Source organism: Massilia cavernae (assembly GCF_003590855.1).
In the GTDB taxonomy this organism is placed as follows: domain Bacteria; phylum Pseudomonadota; class Gammaproteobacteria; order Burkholderiales; family Burkholderiaceae_D; genus Telluria_A; species Telluria_A cavernae.
In genome coordinates this window covers 1-17,821 of the sequence record NZ_QYUP01000087.1, presented here as the reverse complement: position 1 = coordinate 17,821, position 17,821 = coordinate 1, and the positions used below count along the sequence as shown (strand labels likewise).

20 protein-coding genes are annotated in these 17,821 nt (G+C 64.0%); 13 read left to right on the top strand and 7 right to left on the bottom strand.

Annotated elements, in window-relative coordinates; all coding sequences use genetic code 11:
- Window positions 1-32 precede the first annotated feature (32 nt).
- A complete protein-coding gene (locus D3872_RS08735; RefSeq protein WP_229459230.1) occupies window positions 33-533 on the bottom strand; it encodes a YMGG-like glycine zipper-containing protein in 501 nt (166 codons plus the stop codon).
- A 201-nt stretch (window positions 534-734) separates the two neighbouring features.
- On the opposite strand from D3872_RS08735, the gene D3872_RS08730 reads away from it, so the two are divergent.
- The gene (locus D3872_RS08730; protein WP_119810402.1) at window positions 735-1,868 is read left to right on the top strand and encodes a metallophosphoesterase; all 1,134 of its coding nucleotides are present in this window, start codon (window positions 735-737) and stop codon (window positions 1,866-1,868) included.
- Between the two features lie 93 nt (window positions 1,869-1,961).
- Window positions 1,962-3,386 carry a M20/M25/M40 family metallo-hydrolase gene (locus D3872_RS08725; RefSeq protein WP_119810401.1) on the top strand — a complete coding sequence of 475 codons (1,425 nt, stop codon included), beginning with the start codon at window positions 1,962-1,964 and terminating at the stop codon, window positions 3,384-3,386.
- Between the two features lie 9 nt (window positions 3,387-3,395).
- On the opposite strand, the gene D3872_RS08720 is transcribed toward D3872_RS08725, so the two are convergent.
- Complete coding sequence (locus D3872_RS08720) at window positions 3,396-4,247, bottom strand: MBL fold metallo-hydrolase (protein ID WP_119810400.1); 852 nt, start codon at window positions 4,245-4,247, stop codon at window positions 3,396-3,398.
- A 259-nt stretch (window positions 4,248-4,506) separates the two neighbouring features.
- Here D3872_RS08720 and D3872_RS08715 point away from each other — a divergent pair, with 259 nt between their 5' ends.
- Window positions 4,507-5,676 carry a PQQ-dependent sugar dehydrogenase gene (locus D3872_RS08715; RefSeq protein ID WP_119810399.1) on the top strand — a complete coding sequence of 390 codons (1,170 nt, stop codon included), beginning with the start codon at window positions 4,507-4,509 and terminating at the stop codon, window positions 5,674-5,676.
- 512 nt (window positions 5,677-6,188) lie between these two features.
- Here the strand turns inward: D3872_RS08715 and D3872_RS08710 are convergent.
- Window positions 6,189-6,563, bottom strand: a complete 375-nt coding sequence (locus D3872_RS08710) for an Lcl C-terminal domain-containing protein (protein WP_119810398.1) — start codon at window positions 6,561-6,563, stop codon at window positions 6,189-6,191.
- Window positions 6,564-7,032: 469 nt separating this feature from the next.
- Between D3872_RS08710 and D3872_RS08705 the strand changes: the two genes are divergently transcribed.
- Both D3872_RS08705 and D3872_RS08700 read left to right on the top strand, forming a co-directional pair.
- Complete coding sequence (locus tag D3872_RS08705) at window positions 7,033-8,256, top strand: DUF1565 domain-containing protein (RefSeq protein WP_119810397.1); 1,224 nt, start codon at window positions 7,033-7,035, stop codon at window positions 8,254-8,256.
- 254 nt (window positions 8,257-8,510) lie between these two features.
- Window positions 8,511-9,650, top strand: a complete 1,140-nt coding sequence (locus tag D3872_RS08700) for a PEP-CTERM sorting domain-containing protein (protein ID WP_182915736.1) — start codon at window positions 8,511-8,513, stop codon at window positions 9,648-9,650.
- Window positions 9,651-9,666: 16 nt separating this feature from the next.
- Here the strand turns inward: D3872_RS08700 and D3872_RS08695 are convergent, their stop codons facing one another.
- The 4 genes from D3872_RS08695 to D3872_RS08680 form a co-directional block, all read right to left on the bottom strand.
- On the bottom strand, window positions 9,667-10,050 hold the full coding sequence (locus tag D3872_RS08695; protein ID WP_502567383.1) for a DUF6841 family protein: 384 nt from the start codon (window positions 10,048-10,050) through the stop codon (window positions 9,667-9,669).
- Between the two features lie 63 nt (window positions 10,051-10,113).
- Entirely contained in the window at window positions 10,114-10,551 is a 438-nt protein-coding gene (locus D3872_RS08690) for a DUF6691 family protein (RefSeq protein ID WP_119810394.1), read from the bottom strand.
- Window positions 10,552-10,561: 10 nt separating this feature from the next.
- On the bottom strand, window positions 10,562-10,990 hold the full coding sequence (locus D3872_RS08685) for a YeeE/YedE family protein (RefSeq protein WP_119810393.1): 429 nt from the start codon (window positions 10,988-10,990) through the stop codon (window positions 10,562-10,564).
- A 70-nt stretch (window positions 10,991-11,060) separates the two neighbouring features.
- Window positions 11,061-12,071 carry a porin gene (locus D3872_RS08680; protein WP_119810392.1) on the bottom strand — a complete coding sequence of 337 codons (1,011 nt, stop codon included), beginning with the start codon at window positions 12,069-12,071 and terminating at the stop codon, window positions 11,061-11,063.
- A gap of 135 nt (window positions 12,072-12,206) precedes the next feature.
- Here D3872_RS08680 and D3872_RS08675 point away from each other — a divergent pair, with 135 nt between their 5' ends.
- The 8 genes from D3872_RS08675 to soxZ all read left to right on the top strand — a co-directional run.
- Window positions 12,207-13,175 carry an MBL fold metallo-hydrolase gene (locus tag D3872_RS08675; RefSeq protein ID WP_182915735.1) on the top strand — a complete coding sequence of 323 codons (969 nt, stop codon included), beginning with the start codon at window positions 12,207-12,209 and terminating at the stop codon, window positions 13,173-13,175.
- 22 nt (window positions 13,176-13,197) lie between these two features.
- Window positions 13,198-13,623, top strand: a complete 426-nt coding sequence (locus tag D3872_RS08670; RefSeq protein WP_119810391.1) for a DsrE family protein — start codon at window positions 13,198-13,200, stop codon at window positions 13,621-13,623.
- A gap of 76 nt (window positions 13,624-13,699) precedes the next feature.
- Window positions 13,700-14,068 (top strand): ArsR/SmtB family transcription factor, encoded by a 369-nt coding sequence (locus D3872_RS08665; protein WP_229459229.1) that lies wholly within the window; start codon window positions 13,700-13,702, stop codon window positions 14,066-14,068.
- Window positions 14,069-14,163: 95 nt separating this feature from the next.
- A complete protein-coding gene (gene soxC, locus D3872_RS08660) occupies window positions 14,164-15,513 on the top strand; it encodes a sulfite dehydrogenase (RefSeq protein ID WP_119810389.1) in 1,350 nt (449 codons plus the stop codon).
- Window positions 15,497-16,564: a c-type cytochrome gene (locus D3872_RS08655; protein WP_119810388.1), complete on the top strand. Its 1,068-nt coding sequence runs from the start codon at window positions 15,497-15,499 to the stop codon at window positions 16,562-16,564. The genes soxC and D3872_RS08655 overlap by 17 nt, the downstream gene beginning before the upstream one ends.
- Window positions 16,565-16,638: 74 nt before the next feature.
- Entirely contained in the window at window positions 16,639-17,073 is a 435-nt protein-coding gene (locus tag D3872_RS08650; RefSeq protein WP_119810387.1) for a pseudoazurin, read from the top strand.
- Window positions 17,074-17,096: 23 nt separating this feature from the next.
- Window positions 17,097-17,558 carry a thiosulfate oxidation carrier protein SoxY gene (soxY, locus tag D3872_RS08645; protein ID WP_119810386.1) on the top strand — a complete coding sequence of 154 codons (462 nt, stop codon included), beginning with the start codon at window positions 17,097-17,099 and terminating at the stop codon, window positions 17,556-17,558.
- A gap of 34 nt (window positions 17,559-17,592) precedes the next feature.
- A partial coding sequence (gene soxZ / locus D3872_RS08640) for a thiosulfate oxidation carrier complex protein SoxZ (RefSeq protein WP_119810385.1) occupies window positions 17,593-17,821 on the top strand: 229 nt, incomplete at its 3' end.

Genomic DNA, 17,821 nt, shown 5'->3' with positions numbered 1-17,821 from the left:
GCTTCCTAGCGGGGGGAGGGGGAAACTACGCCTTAGCGGCCGTAGTAGCCGTAGCCACGGTCGTCGTCACGGTCGTCGTCACGGTCGTCGTCATGGTCACATCCACGGTAGTGGTAGTGGTGATGGCGGCGGCGGTGGCGTTTCTCGACATAGACCACCTGCGGCGGTGCGTAGTAGCGGACCGGCGCTTCATAATAAACGGCACGCGGTTGCGTATAGACGCGCTCCTGTACGTACACCGGCGCCGGCGCGTAGCCGCGGCCATAGTAACTGGTGTCGTTGTAGTAGCGGCCGTTGTCGTAGTAGCCACTACGGCGGCTTTCGGAGCGGATCGAATTGCCGACTGCCGCGCCAAGCACGCCGCCGACGAGGGCGCCGTCACGGCCGCCGGCCGAGTGGCCGATCGCTGCACCGACAACTGCGCCGAGGGCGGTATTGACGCCGCGATCGTTGGCCATCGTAGCGGTCGAGGACAGTGTGGCGACGGCGACGAGGGCGGCGCCCAGGAATTTTTTGTTCAAGATAGTCAACATGGCGGTTCCTCGTGCCCACAACCGGATCGGAAAGATCTCAAACATAGCCGGGCATGACTCCACTATAGCGGCTGCACATTGGCGCGCTATTGTTAATACAGAATATTACAAATGCTGCGCCTGTGTAACATCAGGCGCGGGGCTTGCAGGACGGCGGATGCGCCCCATGTAAGCAGTCTCACGATTCCTGCCAGGCCGTCCATGCCCCCGCGCGCCATCCTTATCCTTGTTTCCCTGTCCGTGCTGCTGCATGCATATGTGGGCTTGCGCCTGTTGCCGCCGATGGCGGCGGGCGCCGCCGGCACCGTGGCCGCGGTGCTGTTGCTGGCGGTGTCGGCGCTCCTGGTTCCGGGCGGGCTGCTGGCCTCCCGCATGAAAAAGCTTCGCTGGCCCGACCAGCTGGCGTGGGCCGGCATGGTCGCGATGGGATTCTTTTCGTCGTTGCTTGTATTGACGGTGATACGCGATGTGACGCTGCTGATCCTGGCCATCGTGGGCGGCGCCGGACCGTACTTCGCGCGCGGGAGCGCTCTTGCGGTGCCGGTGCTTGCGCTGGGCGTGACGCTGGCCGGCCTGGTCAACGCGCGCCGCGTGGCGAAGGTAGTCGAGGTGGAGGTGCCTATCGCCGGCCTGCCGGACGCGTTCAAGGGCTATTCGATCGCGCAGATATCCGACGTCCACGTCGGCCCGACGATCAAGCGCGGCTACATGAACGCCATCGTCACCAAGGTCAATGCGCTCCGCCCCGACGCGATCGCGATCACCGGCGACCTGGTCGACGGCAGTGTCGAGCGGCTGCGGCTGCATACCGCGCCGCTGGCCCGGCTGTCGGCGCCGGACGGCACCTTTTTCGTCACCGGCAACCACGAATACTATTCCGGCGCGAGCCAGTGGATCGCCGAACTAAGGCGGCTGGGCGTGACGGTGCTGAACAACGAGCACGTGGTGCGCGAACGCGACGGCAGCGCGCTGCTGATCGCGGGGGTGACCGACTTCACCGCCCATCACTTCGACCCGTCGCAGCGCAGCGACCCGCGCGCGGCGATTGCCGGCGCGCCGCCCAACGTGAAGGCAAGGGTCCTGCTGGCGCACCAGCCGCGCAGTGCGCCGGACGCCGCCGCGGCGGGCTTCGACCTGCAGCTGTCGGGCCATACCCACGGCGGCCAGTTCTATCCCTGGAACCTGTTCGTGCCGCTGCAGCAGCCCTACACCGCGGGCCTGGACCAGGCCGGGACCATGTGGATCTATACCAGCCGCGGCACCGGCTACTGGGGGCCGCCGAAGCGCTTCGGCGCGCCGTCCGAGATCACACTGATACGGCTGGTCCCCGCGTGACGCGGCGCATTGACAGTGCTGAAAGAGAAGCATTTTTCACAGAGATGCGCTATTGTCTGGATCTTTCAAAAAACGATCCAAAGGATACGCCGCATGACCCGCACGCCGCTGCTGTTGACCATCCTCGCCAGTTCCATTTTCGCCCACGGCGCGTTTGCCGCCACGCCGGGCAACGACCCGGCCGCGCTGGTGAAGGTCCGCGACGCGGCGCTTGCCAGCGACTGGGCCTACGAGCGGCTGGCCGACATGACGGACCTGATCGGCCCGCGCCTGTCCGGCTCCGCCGGCGAAGCGGCGGCGGTGCGCCAGGTGGCGGACGCCATGCGCAAGCTGGGTGCGACCGTGACGCTGGAACCGGTTAAGGTGCCACACTGGGTGCGCGGGCAGGAGACGGGCGAGCTGGTCGACTACAAGGGGCGCCCGGACGGCGTGACCCAGCGCGTGGTGCTGACCGCCCTCGGCGGCTCCGGGGCGACGCCGGCGGCCGGCCTGAACGCGCAGGTGATCGTGGTGCGCAGCTTCGATGAACTGAAGGCGCGCGCGGCGGAAGTGAAGGGCCGCATCGTGCTGTTCGACGTGCCGTTCGACCAGCTCATGGCCGACCGCGGCCTGGCCGGACCGGCCTACGGACAGGGATCGAACTATCGCAGCAACGGCCCGCGCATCGCCGCGGAACTGGGGGCGGTGGCTGCGCTGGTGCGTTCGGTCGGCGGCGCGAACTACCGCATCGCCCATACCGGCGCCACGCGCCTCGACGACAAGGCGCGCATCCCGGCGGCTGCGGTATCGGTGGAAGACGCGATGCTGATGTCGCGCCTGGCCGCACGCGGCCCGCTGGCCATGCGCCTGTCCCTGACGCCGAAGACTCATCCTGACGCGGACAGCTTCAACGTCATCGCCGACTTCCCCGGCACCGACAAGGCCGATGAAATCGTGATCGTGTCGGGCCACCTCGACTCGTGGGACCTGGGCACCGGCGCGCATGACGACGGCGCCGGCGTGACCAGCGCGATGGCGGTGGTCGACACGCTGAAGAAGCTGGATTTCCGCCCGCGCCGCACGATCCGCGTGATCGCATGGGCCAATGAAGAAAACGGCACGCGCGGTGCGCGCGCCTACCTGGAATCGAACAAGGACAAGGCCGAGAAGCACTTCGCCGCGATTGAAAGCGACAACGGCGCGGGCCGTCCGTTCGGCATGCGCATGAGCGTCGGGCCGCAGGCGGTGAAGCTGTTCGCGCCTTTGCAGGCGGTGCTTCAGCCGATGGGCGCGGGCGCGTTCCGCCGCGAGGACGTGCTGGGCACAGGCGATTTGTCGGGACTGGAACAGGCGGGCGTGCCGAGCTTCGCGCCGCTGGTCGACACCTCGACCTACTTCCACTACCACCACACGGCGGCAGACACGCTGGACAAGGTGAATAAGGAAGACCTGCGCCGCCACGTGGCGCTGATGGCGTCGACCGCATGGTACCTGGCCAACATGGAGGAGCCGATCGGGCGCTGGAGCCTGGCGCGCTAAGGGCCCGGATTACAGCGCGTTGAGCGGAATCTTCAGGTAACGCACGCCGTTCTCTTCCGCTTCCGGCAGCAGGCCCGCATTCAGGTTGACCTGGATGGCGGGCAGTATCAAGGTCGGCATCTCCAGCGTGGCATCGCGCTTCGTGCGCAAGCCGACAAACTCTTCCTCCGTCATCCCGTCGCGAATGTGGATGTTGCGCGCGCGCTGGTCGGCGACCGTGCATTTCCACGCAGGGCCGCGTCCGGCCGGCGGATAGTCGTGGCACATGAACAGCCGCGTCGCTTCGGGCAGCGCGAGGATGCGGCGCGCGGACTGGTACAGCGTGGCCGCGCTGCCGCCGGGGAAGTCGCAGCGCGCCGTGCCCACGTCGGGCATGAACATCGTATCGCCCACGAACACGGCATCGCCCACCTGGTAGGCCATGTCGGCCGGCGTGTGGCCGGGCACGTGCAGGGCGCGCGCCTGCAGGCGGCCGATGGCGAAGGCTTCATCCGGTTCGAACAGGTGGTCGAACTGCGCGGCGCGGTCCAGGCTGTGGCGGAAGATGCCGGAGAACGCGCGCTGGACGCTGCGGATCGGCGCACCGATGCCGACTTTTCCGCCCAGCCGCTGCTTGAGGTAGGGCGCGGCGGACAGGTGGTCGGCGTGGGCATGCGTTTCGAGCAGCCACTCGACGGACAGCGCCTGTCCTTCGACAAAGGCGGCGACGGCGTCGGCCGATGCGGTGGAGGTGCGTCCGGATTTGGGATCGAAATCGAGCACCGGATCGACAATGGCGCAGGCGCCGCCCGGTTCTTCATAAACGACGTAGGAGACGGTGGCGGTCGTCCGGTCGAAAAACGCCTGGATCCTTGGCTGCATGGCTGATGCTTAACGAGTGAAAACGGGGCCGATTATAGCGGATCGGCTGCCGGCCCCGCCAGTCGCGAGGGCTAGAAATTCAGGCGCGGCAGGAACCCGCCAGGGATGATGCCGAACACCGCCAGCACGACCATGATCAGCAAGATGATGTGCCGGCCCGACTGTACGGCAGAGCACATAGCCGGGAATTCGCATTAGCGGCCGCGTCCGCAATCCGGTAGGATGCGCATTGTTATTTTTACATTCGGGGAGAGAAGCGATGATCCAGGCTGGCCGCAGGACTTTCATGTATGTTGCTGGCGCATGCGCCGCATTGGCCGGCGCCAGCGCGTTCGCCCAGCTGGCGCCGAGCGACGCCCCGCCATCGGCCAAAGGGTGGCGCGCGGTGACGGTGGCCGAAGGCGTCGCCAATCCCTGGGGCATGGCATGGCTACCGGACGGCAAGCTGCTGGTGACCAGCAAGAAGGGTACGCTGCATGTCCTGAACGGGAAGAAGTTCGATGCGGTGCCGCTCGAGGGGCTGCCTGAAGTCTTCGCAAGCGGGCAGGGCGGCCTGCTCGATATCGCGCTGCACCCGGCCGACAAGGCCAATCCGCGCGTCTACATGACGATGTCGACCGGCACCAGCGAAGCGAACCGCACGACGCTGGTACAGGGCATCTATGACGGCAAGCGGGTGCATTCGATCAAGAAGATTTTCCAGGTGCAGCCGGACAAGAGCGGCGGCCAGCATTTTGGCTCGCGCCTGCTGTGGCAGCCGGACGGAACGCTGTTGATGAGCATCGGCGATGGCGGCAATGCGCCCCAGCGGATTGGCAACATGCTGGCGCGCGAGCAGGCGCAGAACCTGGCTTCCCATCACGGCTCGGTGCTGCGCCTGACCGACCAGGGCAAGCCGGCGCCGGGCAATCCGCTTGCGGCCAAGCCGGGCGCGCGGGCGGAGATCTGGAGCTATGGCCATCGCAATATCCAGGGCATGACGCGCGATCCCGCCAGCGGACGCGTATGGGCGACCGAGCATGGGCCGCGCGGTGGGGACGAGCTGAACCTGATTGCCGGCGGCGCCAATTATGGATGGCCGGTGCAGAGCTATGGCGCGGATTACGGGTCTGGCGATGCGATTGGAAAGCGGGCTGTCGCCGGCATGGTGGACCCGAAAGTGGCATGGGTACCGTCGCCGGCGCCCTCGGGCCTGGCTTATTACACAGGCAGCCATTTCCCGGGCTGGCGTGGTAGCCTGTTCAGCGGCGGCCTGGCCGCGATGGATGTGCGCCGGATTGCGCTCGACAAGGATGGCAATGTGACGTCGCAGGAGCGGCTGGATATCGGCAAGCGCGTGCGTGACGTGCGGCAGGGGCCGGATGGGTATCTGTATCTGCTGACGGACGAGTCGAACGGACACTTGTTGAGGATCGAGCCGGCCAAATAGCCAGGCTCCGCTTTTGGGAGCCTGTGCTTGCAAGCGCAGGCCGTTTCGCAGGCGAATTGCATGCGATTCGAAACCCCTGCTCCACCGCCGCGGGCCGTATTCCGGAATCGGGCGGGTCAAGGCCCGGCCGTTTCCGCCCTGCGGTCCAATTCATCAGAATTGCTCCGAGAAACCCTGTACTTCAGGGCAGGGAGTGAAAGGAGCCGGGCGCGAAGCGCCCGCAGCCATTAAAGTGAAAAAATGTTTTGAACTCTGTTGTTGGTCCACGGTCAAATTCCATAAGTGCCGCAGTAAGCAATTACGCGCTGGGGCATGATTTACTAGTACCGCTTTTTCCAATCCGCAGTCGCCTTAGGCGAGGTCGAGAGATATCCTGCGGATTGAATAAGAAGCTGGGCTCTTTCAGCCCGGCTTCCGTCTGGGGCATCAGACGCCAGCAGTGGGAATCCCCTTTTGTTCACGAAGGGGAGGATGTCAAAGAGAAGCACAGCGCGTGCGATCACTGTGCGCGCTCATCCTTTTGCCGCCATCCGCCTGACTGCGCGCGCATGGCCGCGGAACGGCCGTCCGTAGACGGTCTGGATACCGCTGGCGAAATTCTGTCCCCACACCAAATGCGGGTGGCCCGCCTGCGGCTCCCGCGACCAATACCACTCGCGCTGGAATTCTTCCCTTTGATTGGCGAACAGCAGCGACAGTTCGCGCCGTGACGGCAGTTCGCCGCCGAGCTCGCGCGCCCAGCTCGTGGCAGGCGCCCATCCGGCCTCCGCCACTTCCCCCGGAAGCAACACCAGGTGGTAGTCCTGCTCCCCGTCCTTGCCAAGTATTAAGCCGGCATACCGCTCGCCCTCCCCAAGCACATTGCCGACTGCGGTGTTCTCGCTCATGGGTAAGGTCTCCTGTGAATGGCTCTAGCACTCAGACAAGTCTGCAGTGCGCTAGTTGCATCCTTCTGTTCATTTTCTTTCCAGAACAAGCTCTTGGTGTGTTGATACTGCCGGGAAATTTATTTCGGAAAATGTTGAACCAAGTCAGTTTCCACGCGTCAAAGTTTTACGCATCAACTTTGACGACTGGGCTTTGTGCCGGGTCCGGCACAGGTCACCGAGCAGTGTGTTTAGCTCTTTGATACTGCGAAGAAATTTATTCGCAAAAATGTTGAACCAAGTCAGTTTCCAAGCGTCAAAGTTTTGCTGATAAATGTTGGAGCCCCCGGCCAGATTGGTTCGGAATGCTTCGCTAACTCACCTTTAACTCTTTGATACCGCGAAGAAATTTATTTGCAAAAATGTTGAACCAAGTCAGTTTCCACACGTCAAAGCTTACTCATCACTTCTTTAAAGGCAGGACCCACGCATGACCAAATTCTCCACTTTCGCCGCCGGATTCCCCATCAACGCCAAGCTGGCCTGCAGCGCCGCGATCCTGGTCGCCGCCTCCTCGTCGGCCTTCGCCCAAACCGCGAGCTCCGCGTTCGACGTCCGTGGCTATATCAGTGGATCGACCGCGGCTTCGGCCCCGTCGACCGTCGCACCGGCAACGACCTATAACATCTACGTTGCGCCAAGCGGTTCCGACACCGCAGCCGGCTCCAGGGCGGCGCCGTTCAAGACCATCGCCCGCGCCATCAAGGCCCTGCGCCCGAGCACCACCATGTGGGTTGCGCCAGGCACCTATGCCGGCGGTTTCCAGAACACCGTGTCGGGCAACTCGGCCAGCCGCATCTACTTCGTCTCGACCACCAAGTGGGGCGCGCGCATCGTGCCACCGGCAAACTCGACCCGCGACGTCGCCTTCGACAACCGCGGCAGCTACGTCGACATCGTCGGCTTCCAGGTCGACGGCACCACCTCGGCAGGCGGCAAGGCCTGGCGCTACGGCATCTACAACGGCGGTTCCTACGACTCGATCCGTGAAAACTGGGTGCACCACATCGCCAAGACGATCCCGTGCACCAGCGGCGGCGGTTCGGCGATCGGCGCCGACAGCTATTACAAGGGCGTGAAGGCGGACATCATCTCGAATGTCGTCAACGACATCGGCCCGGCCGGCTGCCACTTCGTCCAGGGCATCTACATGAGCACCTCGGGCACCATCAAGAACAACGTGGCCTACCGTGTCGCCGAAGCGGCGATCCACCTGTGGCACGACGCGAACAACGTCATCATCACCAACAACACCGTAACCTCGTCCGGTACCGGCATCATCGTTGGCGGCGGCGACTACTACTTCACCACCGCAGGCGCGAACAACGTCCACGTCTACAACAACATCGTGTACGACAACAAGTACGGCATCTCGGAGCAGGGCAAGACCGGTACGTCCAACACCTACCGCAACAACCTGGTGTACCAGAACACCTACCCATGGACGCTGAAGAACGGCCTGAAGCACACCGGCACCGTGGCCACCGTGCCAGGTTTCGTGAGCTACAGCCGTACTGGTACCCAGAACCTGAAGATCACCGCGGCTTCGGCCGCAGTGGGCAAGGGCACCTCGACCTACGCGCACGCCACCGACATCGTTCGCCGCGCACGTAACGCCAGCACCGGTTTCGATATCGGCGCGTACCAGCACTAAGCAGCAAATCCATCAGCAATGAGCGAAAAGGGCGGCCTGTTGGGTCGCCCTTTTTGCGCTTGTGAGGCAAGCTTGGCGGCGTATATGTTGGATTTTCTCTGCAGCAATAGAGTCGCGATATCGTTATTGTATTTGCATCGTCATTCGGTGTAACTGTTGTAGAGAATACACTTAAACGCGCGATTCTTGCATGAAATGTGGATTTGCTATCAGTAACAATGTTATTGTGTAGGAAACCTCCTACTTTCCACTTCATGGACCGCCGCACCGCCTATATTCGCCGCAACGCACGAGAATCGAAGACCCGGAAGCGTTGGGCGATCGGTGTCATGCTTGCTGTCGCCGTTTCCTCGGTCGTGCTGTTCGCACCGAAGGAGAATGAGCCTGTCCGTGCGGCCGAACGGCGGGCGGCAAGGCCGGCGGCCGCGCTTCCCGCGGCTTTGCATGCGTCCGATCCGGCGCCGGCCGCAGCGGCGCGGCGCGTCTATCCATACTCCATCATCCCCGGCGGCGTATCCGGCCCGGCGGAACTGGCGCAGGTGATCAGGACCGACAAGGTCGTCGCGGCGCACTACGCCTCCTTCGACCTCGAAAAGGCCAAGGAACTGATTGTCGCCAAGCCGCGTGGGGTGTACGTGTCGTACCGCAAGGGCGACAAAGTGTATTGGACCTCGAAAAGGCTGATGCTCGAGCAGGGCGAAAAGTTGCTGTCGGACGGAACGAATGAAATGCGCGCGCGCTGCGCGAACCGGATATCGGATGTGCCGATGTTGCCGGTGGCGGCCGACGAGCCTGGCGAAGAGGAGCTCAATGCCTCCTTCGATCTTTCGTCGGACTTCCAGTTTGCGTCCAATGACCTGGACGAGGGGGGGCTCAGTGGATCCACAGTCCATGTCGTCCCGGCGGGTTTTGCGGGCGGAGATCATGGGTCAGCAAGCGGCAGCGCGTCGCCGTCGGGCCCCAACCGTGCGCCTCTGCCTTCGCCCGGCGGGAGCGGCGGCTTGTCGCCCACGTTGACATTCCCCTCGCTTGATTTGCCACCGCCGCCGGAGCAGCCTCCGGCGACCCTGTTGCCCTTGCCCGGCGAAGAAAAAGAGACGGAAGAAGAGACGGAACCGTCCCCGGCCCCATCGCCGCCGGACCTGCCCAAGCCGCTCGACCCGACGCCAGGCCCTGGGCCCGAAGTGCCCCCGATTATTCCTGGCGTTCCGCCGGGGCAGCCCCAGCCACCGGGGCAGCCCCAGCAACCGGGGCAGCCCCGGCCGCCGGTGCCGGACGTGAATTTGCCTCCGCCCGTCGCGCAAGTGCCGGAGCCGGGCACCTTGTGGCTCAGCGGCGCGGCATTCGCAGCAATGTTGGCGCTGCGCCGGAAGCGGAAGCCCACGAAGGGTTAAGCAGCGGGGAGGGTCGTCACCTGGTGCGCGCCATCGCAACCTGGATTCGCGGCCGTCCGCCGGCGTCCCGGCGCACGATATAGCGCGAGCGTTCGCTGAGCTTCTCGACTCCGGCCTCATCGAATCCGGGCCAGCGTACGTCCACCGAGAACACGCCATCGCTCAGCGCTTCGCTGCGTTCGATGTCGGGCCGCGTCGACGCGACGCCCTGCGAGTGATACCACTGCGCGGCCTGTGCGAAAAACGTTTCGATCTGGGGATAGTCGGTGATGACGATTGCGTCATCGTCAGACACTACCATTGCCGGAACAACGAAGCACTGCGCCACAGACGCGAAGTCGCCCTCGCTCAGCGACTCGCCCAGCCGTTGTAAGAGAACTGTTACGGAAGCCTCGTCCATTGGAACACCCCGCCATGCGCCATCCTTGCGCAACAGGTGTCAGCTTAGCACCAGGACCTGCGTTCAGGCGATCCGGCTGGCGCGGACCGACGCGGCGCGCTCGAACAGCTCGAACATCATCATGCCGGCGGCCATTGCGGCCGTGAAGATTGCAGGCTTGGCGCCGCCCGCAGCAAGCGAGGCGAGGGCAGGTCCGGGGCAGAAGCCGGCCAGGCCCCAGCCAAGGCCGAACGCCAGCCCACCCACGACCAGCCTGCGGTCGACCCGGCTTGCCGTTGGCAGCCGCATCGGATCTCCCAGCAGCGACTTGCCGCGTCCGCGCGCAAGCAGGAACGCCGGTACGGCGACGGCGATGGCGCCGCCCATGACGAGTGCCAGCGAGGGGTCCCACAGGCCGGCAATGTCGAGGAATCCAAGCACCTTGGAAGGATCGGTCATGCCCGAGACGATCAGTCCTATCCCGAACACCAGGCCGGCGGCCAGCGAAGCAATCATCCTCATCGTGTTCTCCTTATCCTATCAGGTGGCGCACGACAAACACGATGGCGAAGCCAGCGGCCATGAACGCGGCCGTCGCCGCCAGCGAGCGCGGCGAAAAGCGCGACAGGCCGCATACGCCGTGCCCGCTTGTGCAGCCGGCGCCATAGCGCGTTCCAAGCCCGACCAGCAGCCCGGCGGCAATCAGCGTGCCGGTGCCGGCCTCGACCCGGACCTCGGGCAGGGGCGCGAACAGCTGCCAGGCCAGCGGCGAGCCAACCAGGCCCGCCAGGAAAGCGATTCGCCAGCCGGTGTCGCCTTTCGCGGCCGACAGCAGGCCGCCAGCGATGCCGCTGACGCCAGCAATGCGTCCATTCAGGAGGATAAAGGCGCCGGCAGCCAGGCCGATGATCGCGCCGCCCGCAAGCGCGGTCAGAGGAGTGAAGCTGTTCCAGTCAATCATGGGGTGCTCGTTATATCAGACGCCGATGGCCTGGTACGGCGGTGTCGCCGCCGTACCAGGATGCTGCAGTTTAGAACGTGTGGCGAATACCCACTGCGTACGCGACCGGGTCTGCGCCCAGGGCGGTCGCAGGCGGGGTGATGGTGCTGCCCGCTGCGGCGAGGCTGAACGCGGCGCGGTCGTTGTTCACCGTCGTGCCATACGAGGCATACACGTTGGTGCGTTTCGACAGAGTATAGGCGTAGGACACGGCATAGCCGTTGCCGCGCGCGCCGTTTTGCAGTTTACTCTGCTGCAGGTTGCCGTACAGCTTGCCAGGGCCGAAGGCCATCGCCGCGCCGAGGTTGGCCTGGCTGTAGCGGTTGTTCGGTCCGGTCTGGTCGCCGACCATGTAGTTGCCCTTGAATTCAAGCGCGCCCATGGTGTAGGCGGCGCCGAAGATCATCTCGCGGTCGTCGCCGCTGGCGAGCCGCTCGAGGGTCGCGTAGCCGATGCCGGCGTACAGCGCGCCCTTCTGGTATTCGACCGCGACCGTCTGCAGGTCCTGCGACGGGCCGGAGGAGGTCTCGCCCAATCCGATGGCGGCGCTGAACTTCAGGCCTGCCATCGCTTTCGACTTGTAGTTGACCGAGTTGCTGATGCGGCGGGTCATGCGCCCGTTCGCGAACGCATTCAGGTTGGAGCCGTAGAAGCCCTGGCCAAGGATATGCGATGCCGAGCTGATGGTGTCGATCGGCGTGTACTCGCGGCCGACGGTCAGCATGCCCCAGTTGCCCTCGAGGCCGACGACGGCGCGGCGGCCGAACAGGGCGCTGTCGCCGACGCCGGTATCGATACCGAAGCCCGCTTCAACGTTGAACAACGCTTTCATGCCGCCGCCCAGGTCCTCGGTACCGCGGAAACCGAGCCTGCTGCTGGCCTGTCCCGCGTGAATGGCGGTGCGGCTGCTAACCCCGGCGGCGTCCGGGTTTTCATGCGCCAACGCCGCATCGACCAGGCCGTACACTGTTACCGAGCTTTGCGCCGACGCTGCAAAGGGAAGCGTTGCTGCAAGTACTGCAGCCATTATTTTTAGTGCCATCTGTTTCTCCGTTGGGGTAAGGAATGCGGCACAATGCGTTGTCGCTATTGGCCGTCCATGCGTATATAATCATGTATTAAAATTGGCTGCAAGAAAAAAATCAATCGTTGTAGAATGAAACAACAAGGGGACGCGATGGGTATTGCCAACAAGCTGGTGACCATGCTGGTAGTGCTGCTGGCGGCGGGGACCGCGTGGGCGGCGCCGGCACTGCCTCGGCTGGAGGCGATCAAGGTGTCGCCGCACGTGTATTATTTCCGCGGCGAGGCGGGCATGGCCAGCCAGCAGAACCGGGGCTTCATGTCGAATGCCGGCTTTGTCGTCACCCCGGCCGGCGTCCTTGTGTTCGATGCGTTGGCCACGCCGGCGCTCGGCGCGGCGATGCGCGACGCGATCAGGAAGGTCACGCCGCAGCCGATCAAGACCATCATCGTCAGCCACTATCACGCCGACCATTTCTACGGCTTGCAGGCACTCAGGGCGCCCGGCGTCTCGGTCTGGGCGCACCGGAACGCCCGCGCCACCTTGCAATCGGACTTTACCCAGTCGCGGCTGGCCGAGCGCCGTTCGTCGCTGGCATCCTGGGTCGACCAGGACACCCGGCTGGTTCCGGCCGACCGCTGGCTCGACTTCGGCGCTGAAAAGGCGCTCAGGTTCAAGCTGGGCGGGATGCGCTTCGCCGTCATCGACGCCGGCGGCGCGCATTCGCCGGAAGACCTGATGCTGCTGGTCGAAGACGAGCGCGTCCTGTTCGCCGGCGATTTGTTCTTCACCGGCCGGCTGCCCTTCGTTGGCGAAGCCGACAGCAAGGCGTGGCTGCTTGCGCTCGATAAAATCAACGCCGGCCGGCCGCGGGTGGTGATTCCCGGCCATGGCGCCGCTTCCACCGATCCGGTGGCCGACCTGGAATTGACACGGGGCTACCTTGTATTCCTGCGCGAGCAGATGGGCAGGGCCGTGGCGGAGATGACGGCCTTCGATGAGGCCTACAAGGCGGTCGACTGGAGCACGTTCGAAAAGGTTCCGGCCTTCAACGAGGCAAACCGGCTCAATGCCTACGGCACCTACTTGCTGATGGAGCGCGAAAGCTTCGCCAAACCATGATGTCCAACCGAAGGAGAATGCCATGAAATTGTTCCGTATCTTTGCGGTTGTATTGCTGGCGATGTTAGCCGGGGGCGCCGCTGCGGCCGCCGGCGGGCCGCTCAAGGTGGTCTACCACATCAGCCACAGCGACAACGCGACTGGGGCCCTGAACAACATCCGCAACCACCTGGCTGCGGCGCCAAAGGCAAAGATCGTGGTTGTCACGCATGGAGCGGGTATTGATTTCCTACTGGAAGGGGCCAAGAACCCGACCGGCAATCCGTATGACGTGCCGGTGCAGGAACTGGCCGACCGCGGCGTCGAATTCCGTGTGTGCAAGAATACGCTGGATGCACGCAAGATCGACAAGTCGAAGTTGCTGCCGGAAGCCAGCATTGTGCCGTCCGGCGTGGCCGAGATTGCGCGGCTGCAGGCGGAAGAGGGCTACGTCTACCTGAAGCCCTAGCAGCGCAGTATATAATCTGCAACCCATACCGGCGCGCCTGCGCGCCGGCCAGCTCTAAATTTTGGTGAATTGACCCGTGGACAATAACTTTAGCAAGGAACAGATGGCCGAGCTGTTCGATGAAGTTTCCAACTTCTTCTTTCTGCTGTCTGAGCCAACCCGCCTGAAAATCCTGCATTGCCTGTGCCATGGCGAGCGGCCAGTCGGCGAGATCGTGTCGGCCATCGAAGCCACCCAGGCCAATGTGTCGCGCCAGCTCAACATGCTGTTCCGGGCAAAAATCCTCGCGCGCCGCAAGGACGGCACCCAGGTGTACTACCGTATCGACGACCCGGCCACGCTGGAGATCTGCCAGAATGTGTGTACGCGCGTCGCGTCCAACATCATGGGCCGCAACGGCGCCGCCAAAGCCTCCGACACGTTCAACGTCGTCCACACGTCCTGAGTTGCAAAAAACCTAAATGAAAAAAGTTCTTATTAAATATGCGTAATTAGCTATATACTTTCGTTGCAATTAGAATTAACAGGCAAGGAGACGGCATGTTTGGTGAAGTACCGAGGAAGGGGCGTATCCTGCGCGCGCCCGAGAATTTTGTCGACAGCGAACTGGCGCTGGATATCACGACCAAAGGCTTGAACGAGGAAAGGCGCGGATTCCTGCGCAAGAGCTTCATGGCAGCAAGCGCGGCGATCGCAAGCACGTCGGCGCTGGCGCAGGTGGCCGATGGCGATCCCGCCATCCTGAAACTCCCCGAACATTCGACCACGCTCGGTCGCCCGGTGGCGGCGAATCCCTACGGCGTTCCTTCGCGCTTCGAGGGCGCCTTGCAGCGGCGCGAGTCGCCCGGCCTGACCCGCGTGAGCGCGGCATCGGTCTCTTTCACGCCACTGCAAAGCCTGTTCGGAATCATCACGCCGAGCGGCCTGCATTTCGAACGCCACCACCAGGGCTGGCACGACATCGACCCAAGCCAGCACCGCCTGATGGTAAACGGCCTGGTCAGGCAGCAGAAGGTGTACACGATGGACGACCTGATGCGCCTGCCATCGGTGTCGCGCATCCACTTCATCGAATGCGGCGCCAACACCGCCATGGAGTGGGGCAATGTCGCCGTGCCTTCGGTCCAGTACTCGCACGGCATGCTTAGCTGCAGCGAATTTACCGGGGTGCCGCTGTCGGTGCTGCTCGACGACTGCGGATACGACAAGAAAACCGCCCGCTTCGTGCTGGCCGAAGGCGCCGACGGCTCCGGCATGACGCGCACCATTTCGATCGACCGCGCGCTCGACGACGTGATCGTCGCATGGGGCATGAACGGCGAGATGCTGCGCCCGGAAAACGGTTACCCGCTGCGCCTGGTCGTTCCGGGCGTGCAGGGCGTGTCCTGGGTTAAATGGCTGCGCCGCATCGAAGTCGGTGACAAGCCCTACGCCGCCAAGGACGAAGCCGTCCACTACATCGACGCGATGCCGGACGGTATGTACCGCCAGTACACCTCGATCCAGGAATGCAAGTCGGTGATCACGACGCCGTCGGCCGGCCAGCGCCTGCTCGACACCGGATTCCAGAACATCACCGGCCTGGCATGGTCCGGCCGCGGCAAGGTCAAGCGTGTCGACGTGTCGGTCGACGGCGGCAAGAACTGGCGCACGGCACGCCTCGAAACGCCGGTGCTGTCGAAGTGCCTGACCCGCTTCAACATCGACTGGACCTGGGACGGCTCGCCGGCCCTGCTGCAGTCGCGCGCCATCGACGAGACCGGCTATGTGCAGCCGAAGATCAACGAGCTGCGCGAAGTGCGCGGCACCAAATCGATTTATCACAATAACGCGATTCAGTCGTGGCAGGTCGCAGCGTCGGGGGAGGTGTCCAATGTCCAGGTTTATTAAGGCCAGCGTGGCGCTGCTCGGCATGGCGGCGCTGTCCGTTGCCGTCGCAGCCCCGGCCTACACCAACGTGGGCCGCCCAGCCACCGACAAGGAAGTGGCGGCATGGGATATCGACGTGCGCCCCGACTTCAAGGGTTTGCCCAAGGGTGAGGGCAGCGTCAGGAAGGGCATGGAGGTGTGGGAAGGCAAGTGCGCGTCCTGCCACGGCACCTTCGGCGAATCGAACGAAGTGTTCACGCCGATCGTCGGCGGCACCACGGCGGACGACGTCAAGACCGGCCGCGTGGCGGCCTTGCGCGGCAACTCGCAGCCGCAGCGCACCACGATGATGAAGGTGCCGACCGTGTCCACGCTGTGGGACTACATCAACCGCGCGATGCCGTGGACGGCCCCGAAGACCCTGACGACGGAAGAAGTGTACGCGGTCACCGCCTACATCCTGAACATGTCGGAAATCGTGCCTGAGGATTTCACGCTGTCGGACCAGAACATCGCCCAGGTGCAGGCGAAGATGCCGAACCGGAACGGCATGACCACGAAGCACGGCATGTGGGACCCGAAGGGCAAGGCGGACGTGCGCAGCGTCGCGTGCATGAGCAACTGCGGCAAGGACGTCAAGGTGCGTTCCGAGCTGCCGGCGGCGGCGCGCAACGTGCATGGCGACCTGTCGGCCCAGAACCGCAGCTTCGGCGCGATCCGCGGCGTCGACACCACCCGCCCGGCCTCCGAAGCACCGCTGGCAGGCAAGCCGCGTGTTGTGCCGGTGGCGACGGCCGCGCCGGTAGCGGCCGCCAAGCCGGGCGGGCTGGCGCTGGCCAAGGCCAACGCCTGCATGGCCTGCCATGGCGTGAGCAACAAGATCCTCGGGCCGGCGCTCGCCGACATCGCCGCCAAGTACAAGGGCGACGCGGCCGCGGCCACGCGCCTGGCCGCCAAGGTCAAGGGCGGCAGCAGCGGCGCATGGGGGCCGGTGCCGATGCCGGCGCAGGGCCACATCAAGGACGACGATATCGCCGTCATGGTCGAATGGATACTGGGCGGCGCGAAGTAATCGCCACAGGAACGGGAGCGGGGCACAAGCCCCGCCAGTAAAGGCAGCAAGCAAGTCAACTTGGAGAGAAGTGCATGAAGAAAATCGTAGTGGCGGCAATGCTCGGAATGGCCGCCTTCGCAGCTGGCGCGGCAGAGCACCAGGTCAAGATGCTTAACAACGGCAAGGATGGCGCGATGGTGTTCGAGCCGTCGTTCCTGAAAGTGGCCAAAGGCGACAGCGTCAAGTTCATCAAGGTCGACCCGTCGCACAACAGCGCGGCTGTGATCGCTCCGGCCGGCGCGGCGCAATGGAAGGGCAAGATGGATGAGGAAATCACCGTCAAGCTCGACAAGGAAGGCGTGTACGTCTATATCTGTGAGCCGCACAAGGTCATGGCCATGGCCGGTGTGATCCAGGTCGGCAAGCCAGTCAACCTGGCTGATGCGAAGAAGCAGTCGGCCGAGCTGGCCAAGGGCTTCGTGATGAACAAGGACCGGCTGGCAAAAGCGCTGGACTTGGTGAAGTAAATCCAAACTTAGTGGAGATGACTATGAATCAGAATCGACGGGATGCGCTGCGCATCGGTTCCATCCTCAGCCTGGCGATCACGGCCGGCCTGCTGAAGCCTGGCGACGTGCTGGCCGCCGAATGGCAGGCCGGCATGTTCGACGCCAAGACGCTCGCCGACGCCGTCAAGGCGATGGGTGGCGACAACTACACCATCAGCAAGGACGTGTCGGTCACCGGCCCGGACATCGCGGAAAACGGCGCGGTGGTGCCTGTCGCTGTGTCGAGCAGCCTTCCGAACACCGAAATGATCGCGGTCCTGGTCGAGAAGAACCCGAATCCGCTGTCGGCCCGCTTCAACATCCCGGCCGGCACCGAGGCATCGGTCAGCACCCGCGTCAAGATGGGTGGCACCTCGAACGTGCACGCGCTGGTCAAGGCCGATGGCAAGTGGTTCATCGCCAGCAAGGAAATCAAGGTAACCCTTGGCGGCTGCGGCGGCTGATAGTCCCGACCTAACGAACTGAAAGGAAATCATCATGGGTAATCCGATGCGCATTCGCGCCAATGCTTCAGGCGACACCGTCGAGGTCAAGGTCCTGATCCGCCACGACATGGAAACCGGCCAGCGCAAGGACGCGGCCGGCAAGGCCGTACCGGCTCACTTCATCCAGACCCTGGTGGCAAAGTGCAAGGACAAGGTCGTCCTCGACGCCGAGATGGGCACTTCGGTCTCGAAGGATCCCTTCCTGTCGTTCAAGTTCAAGG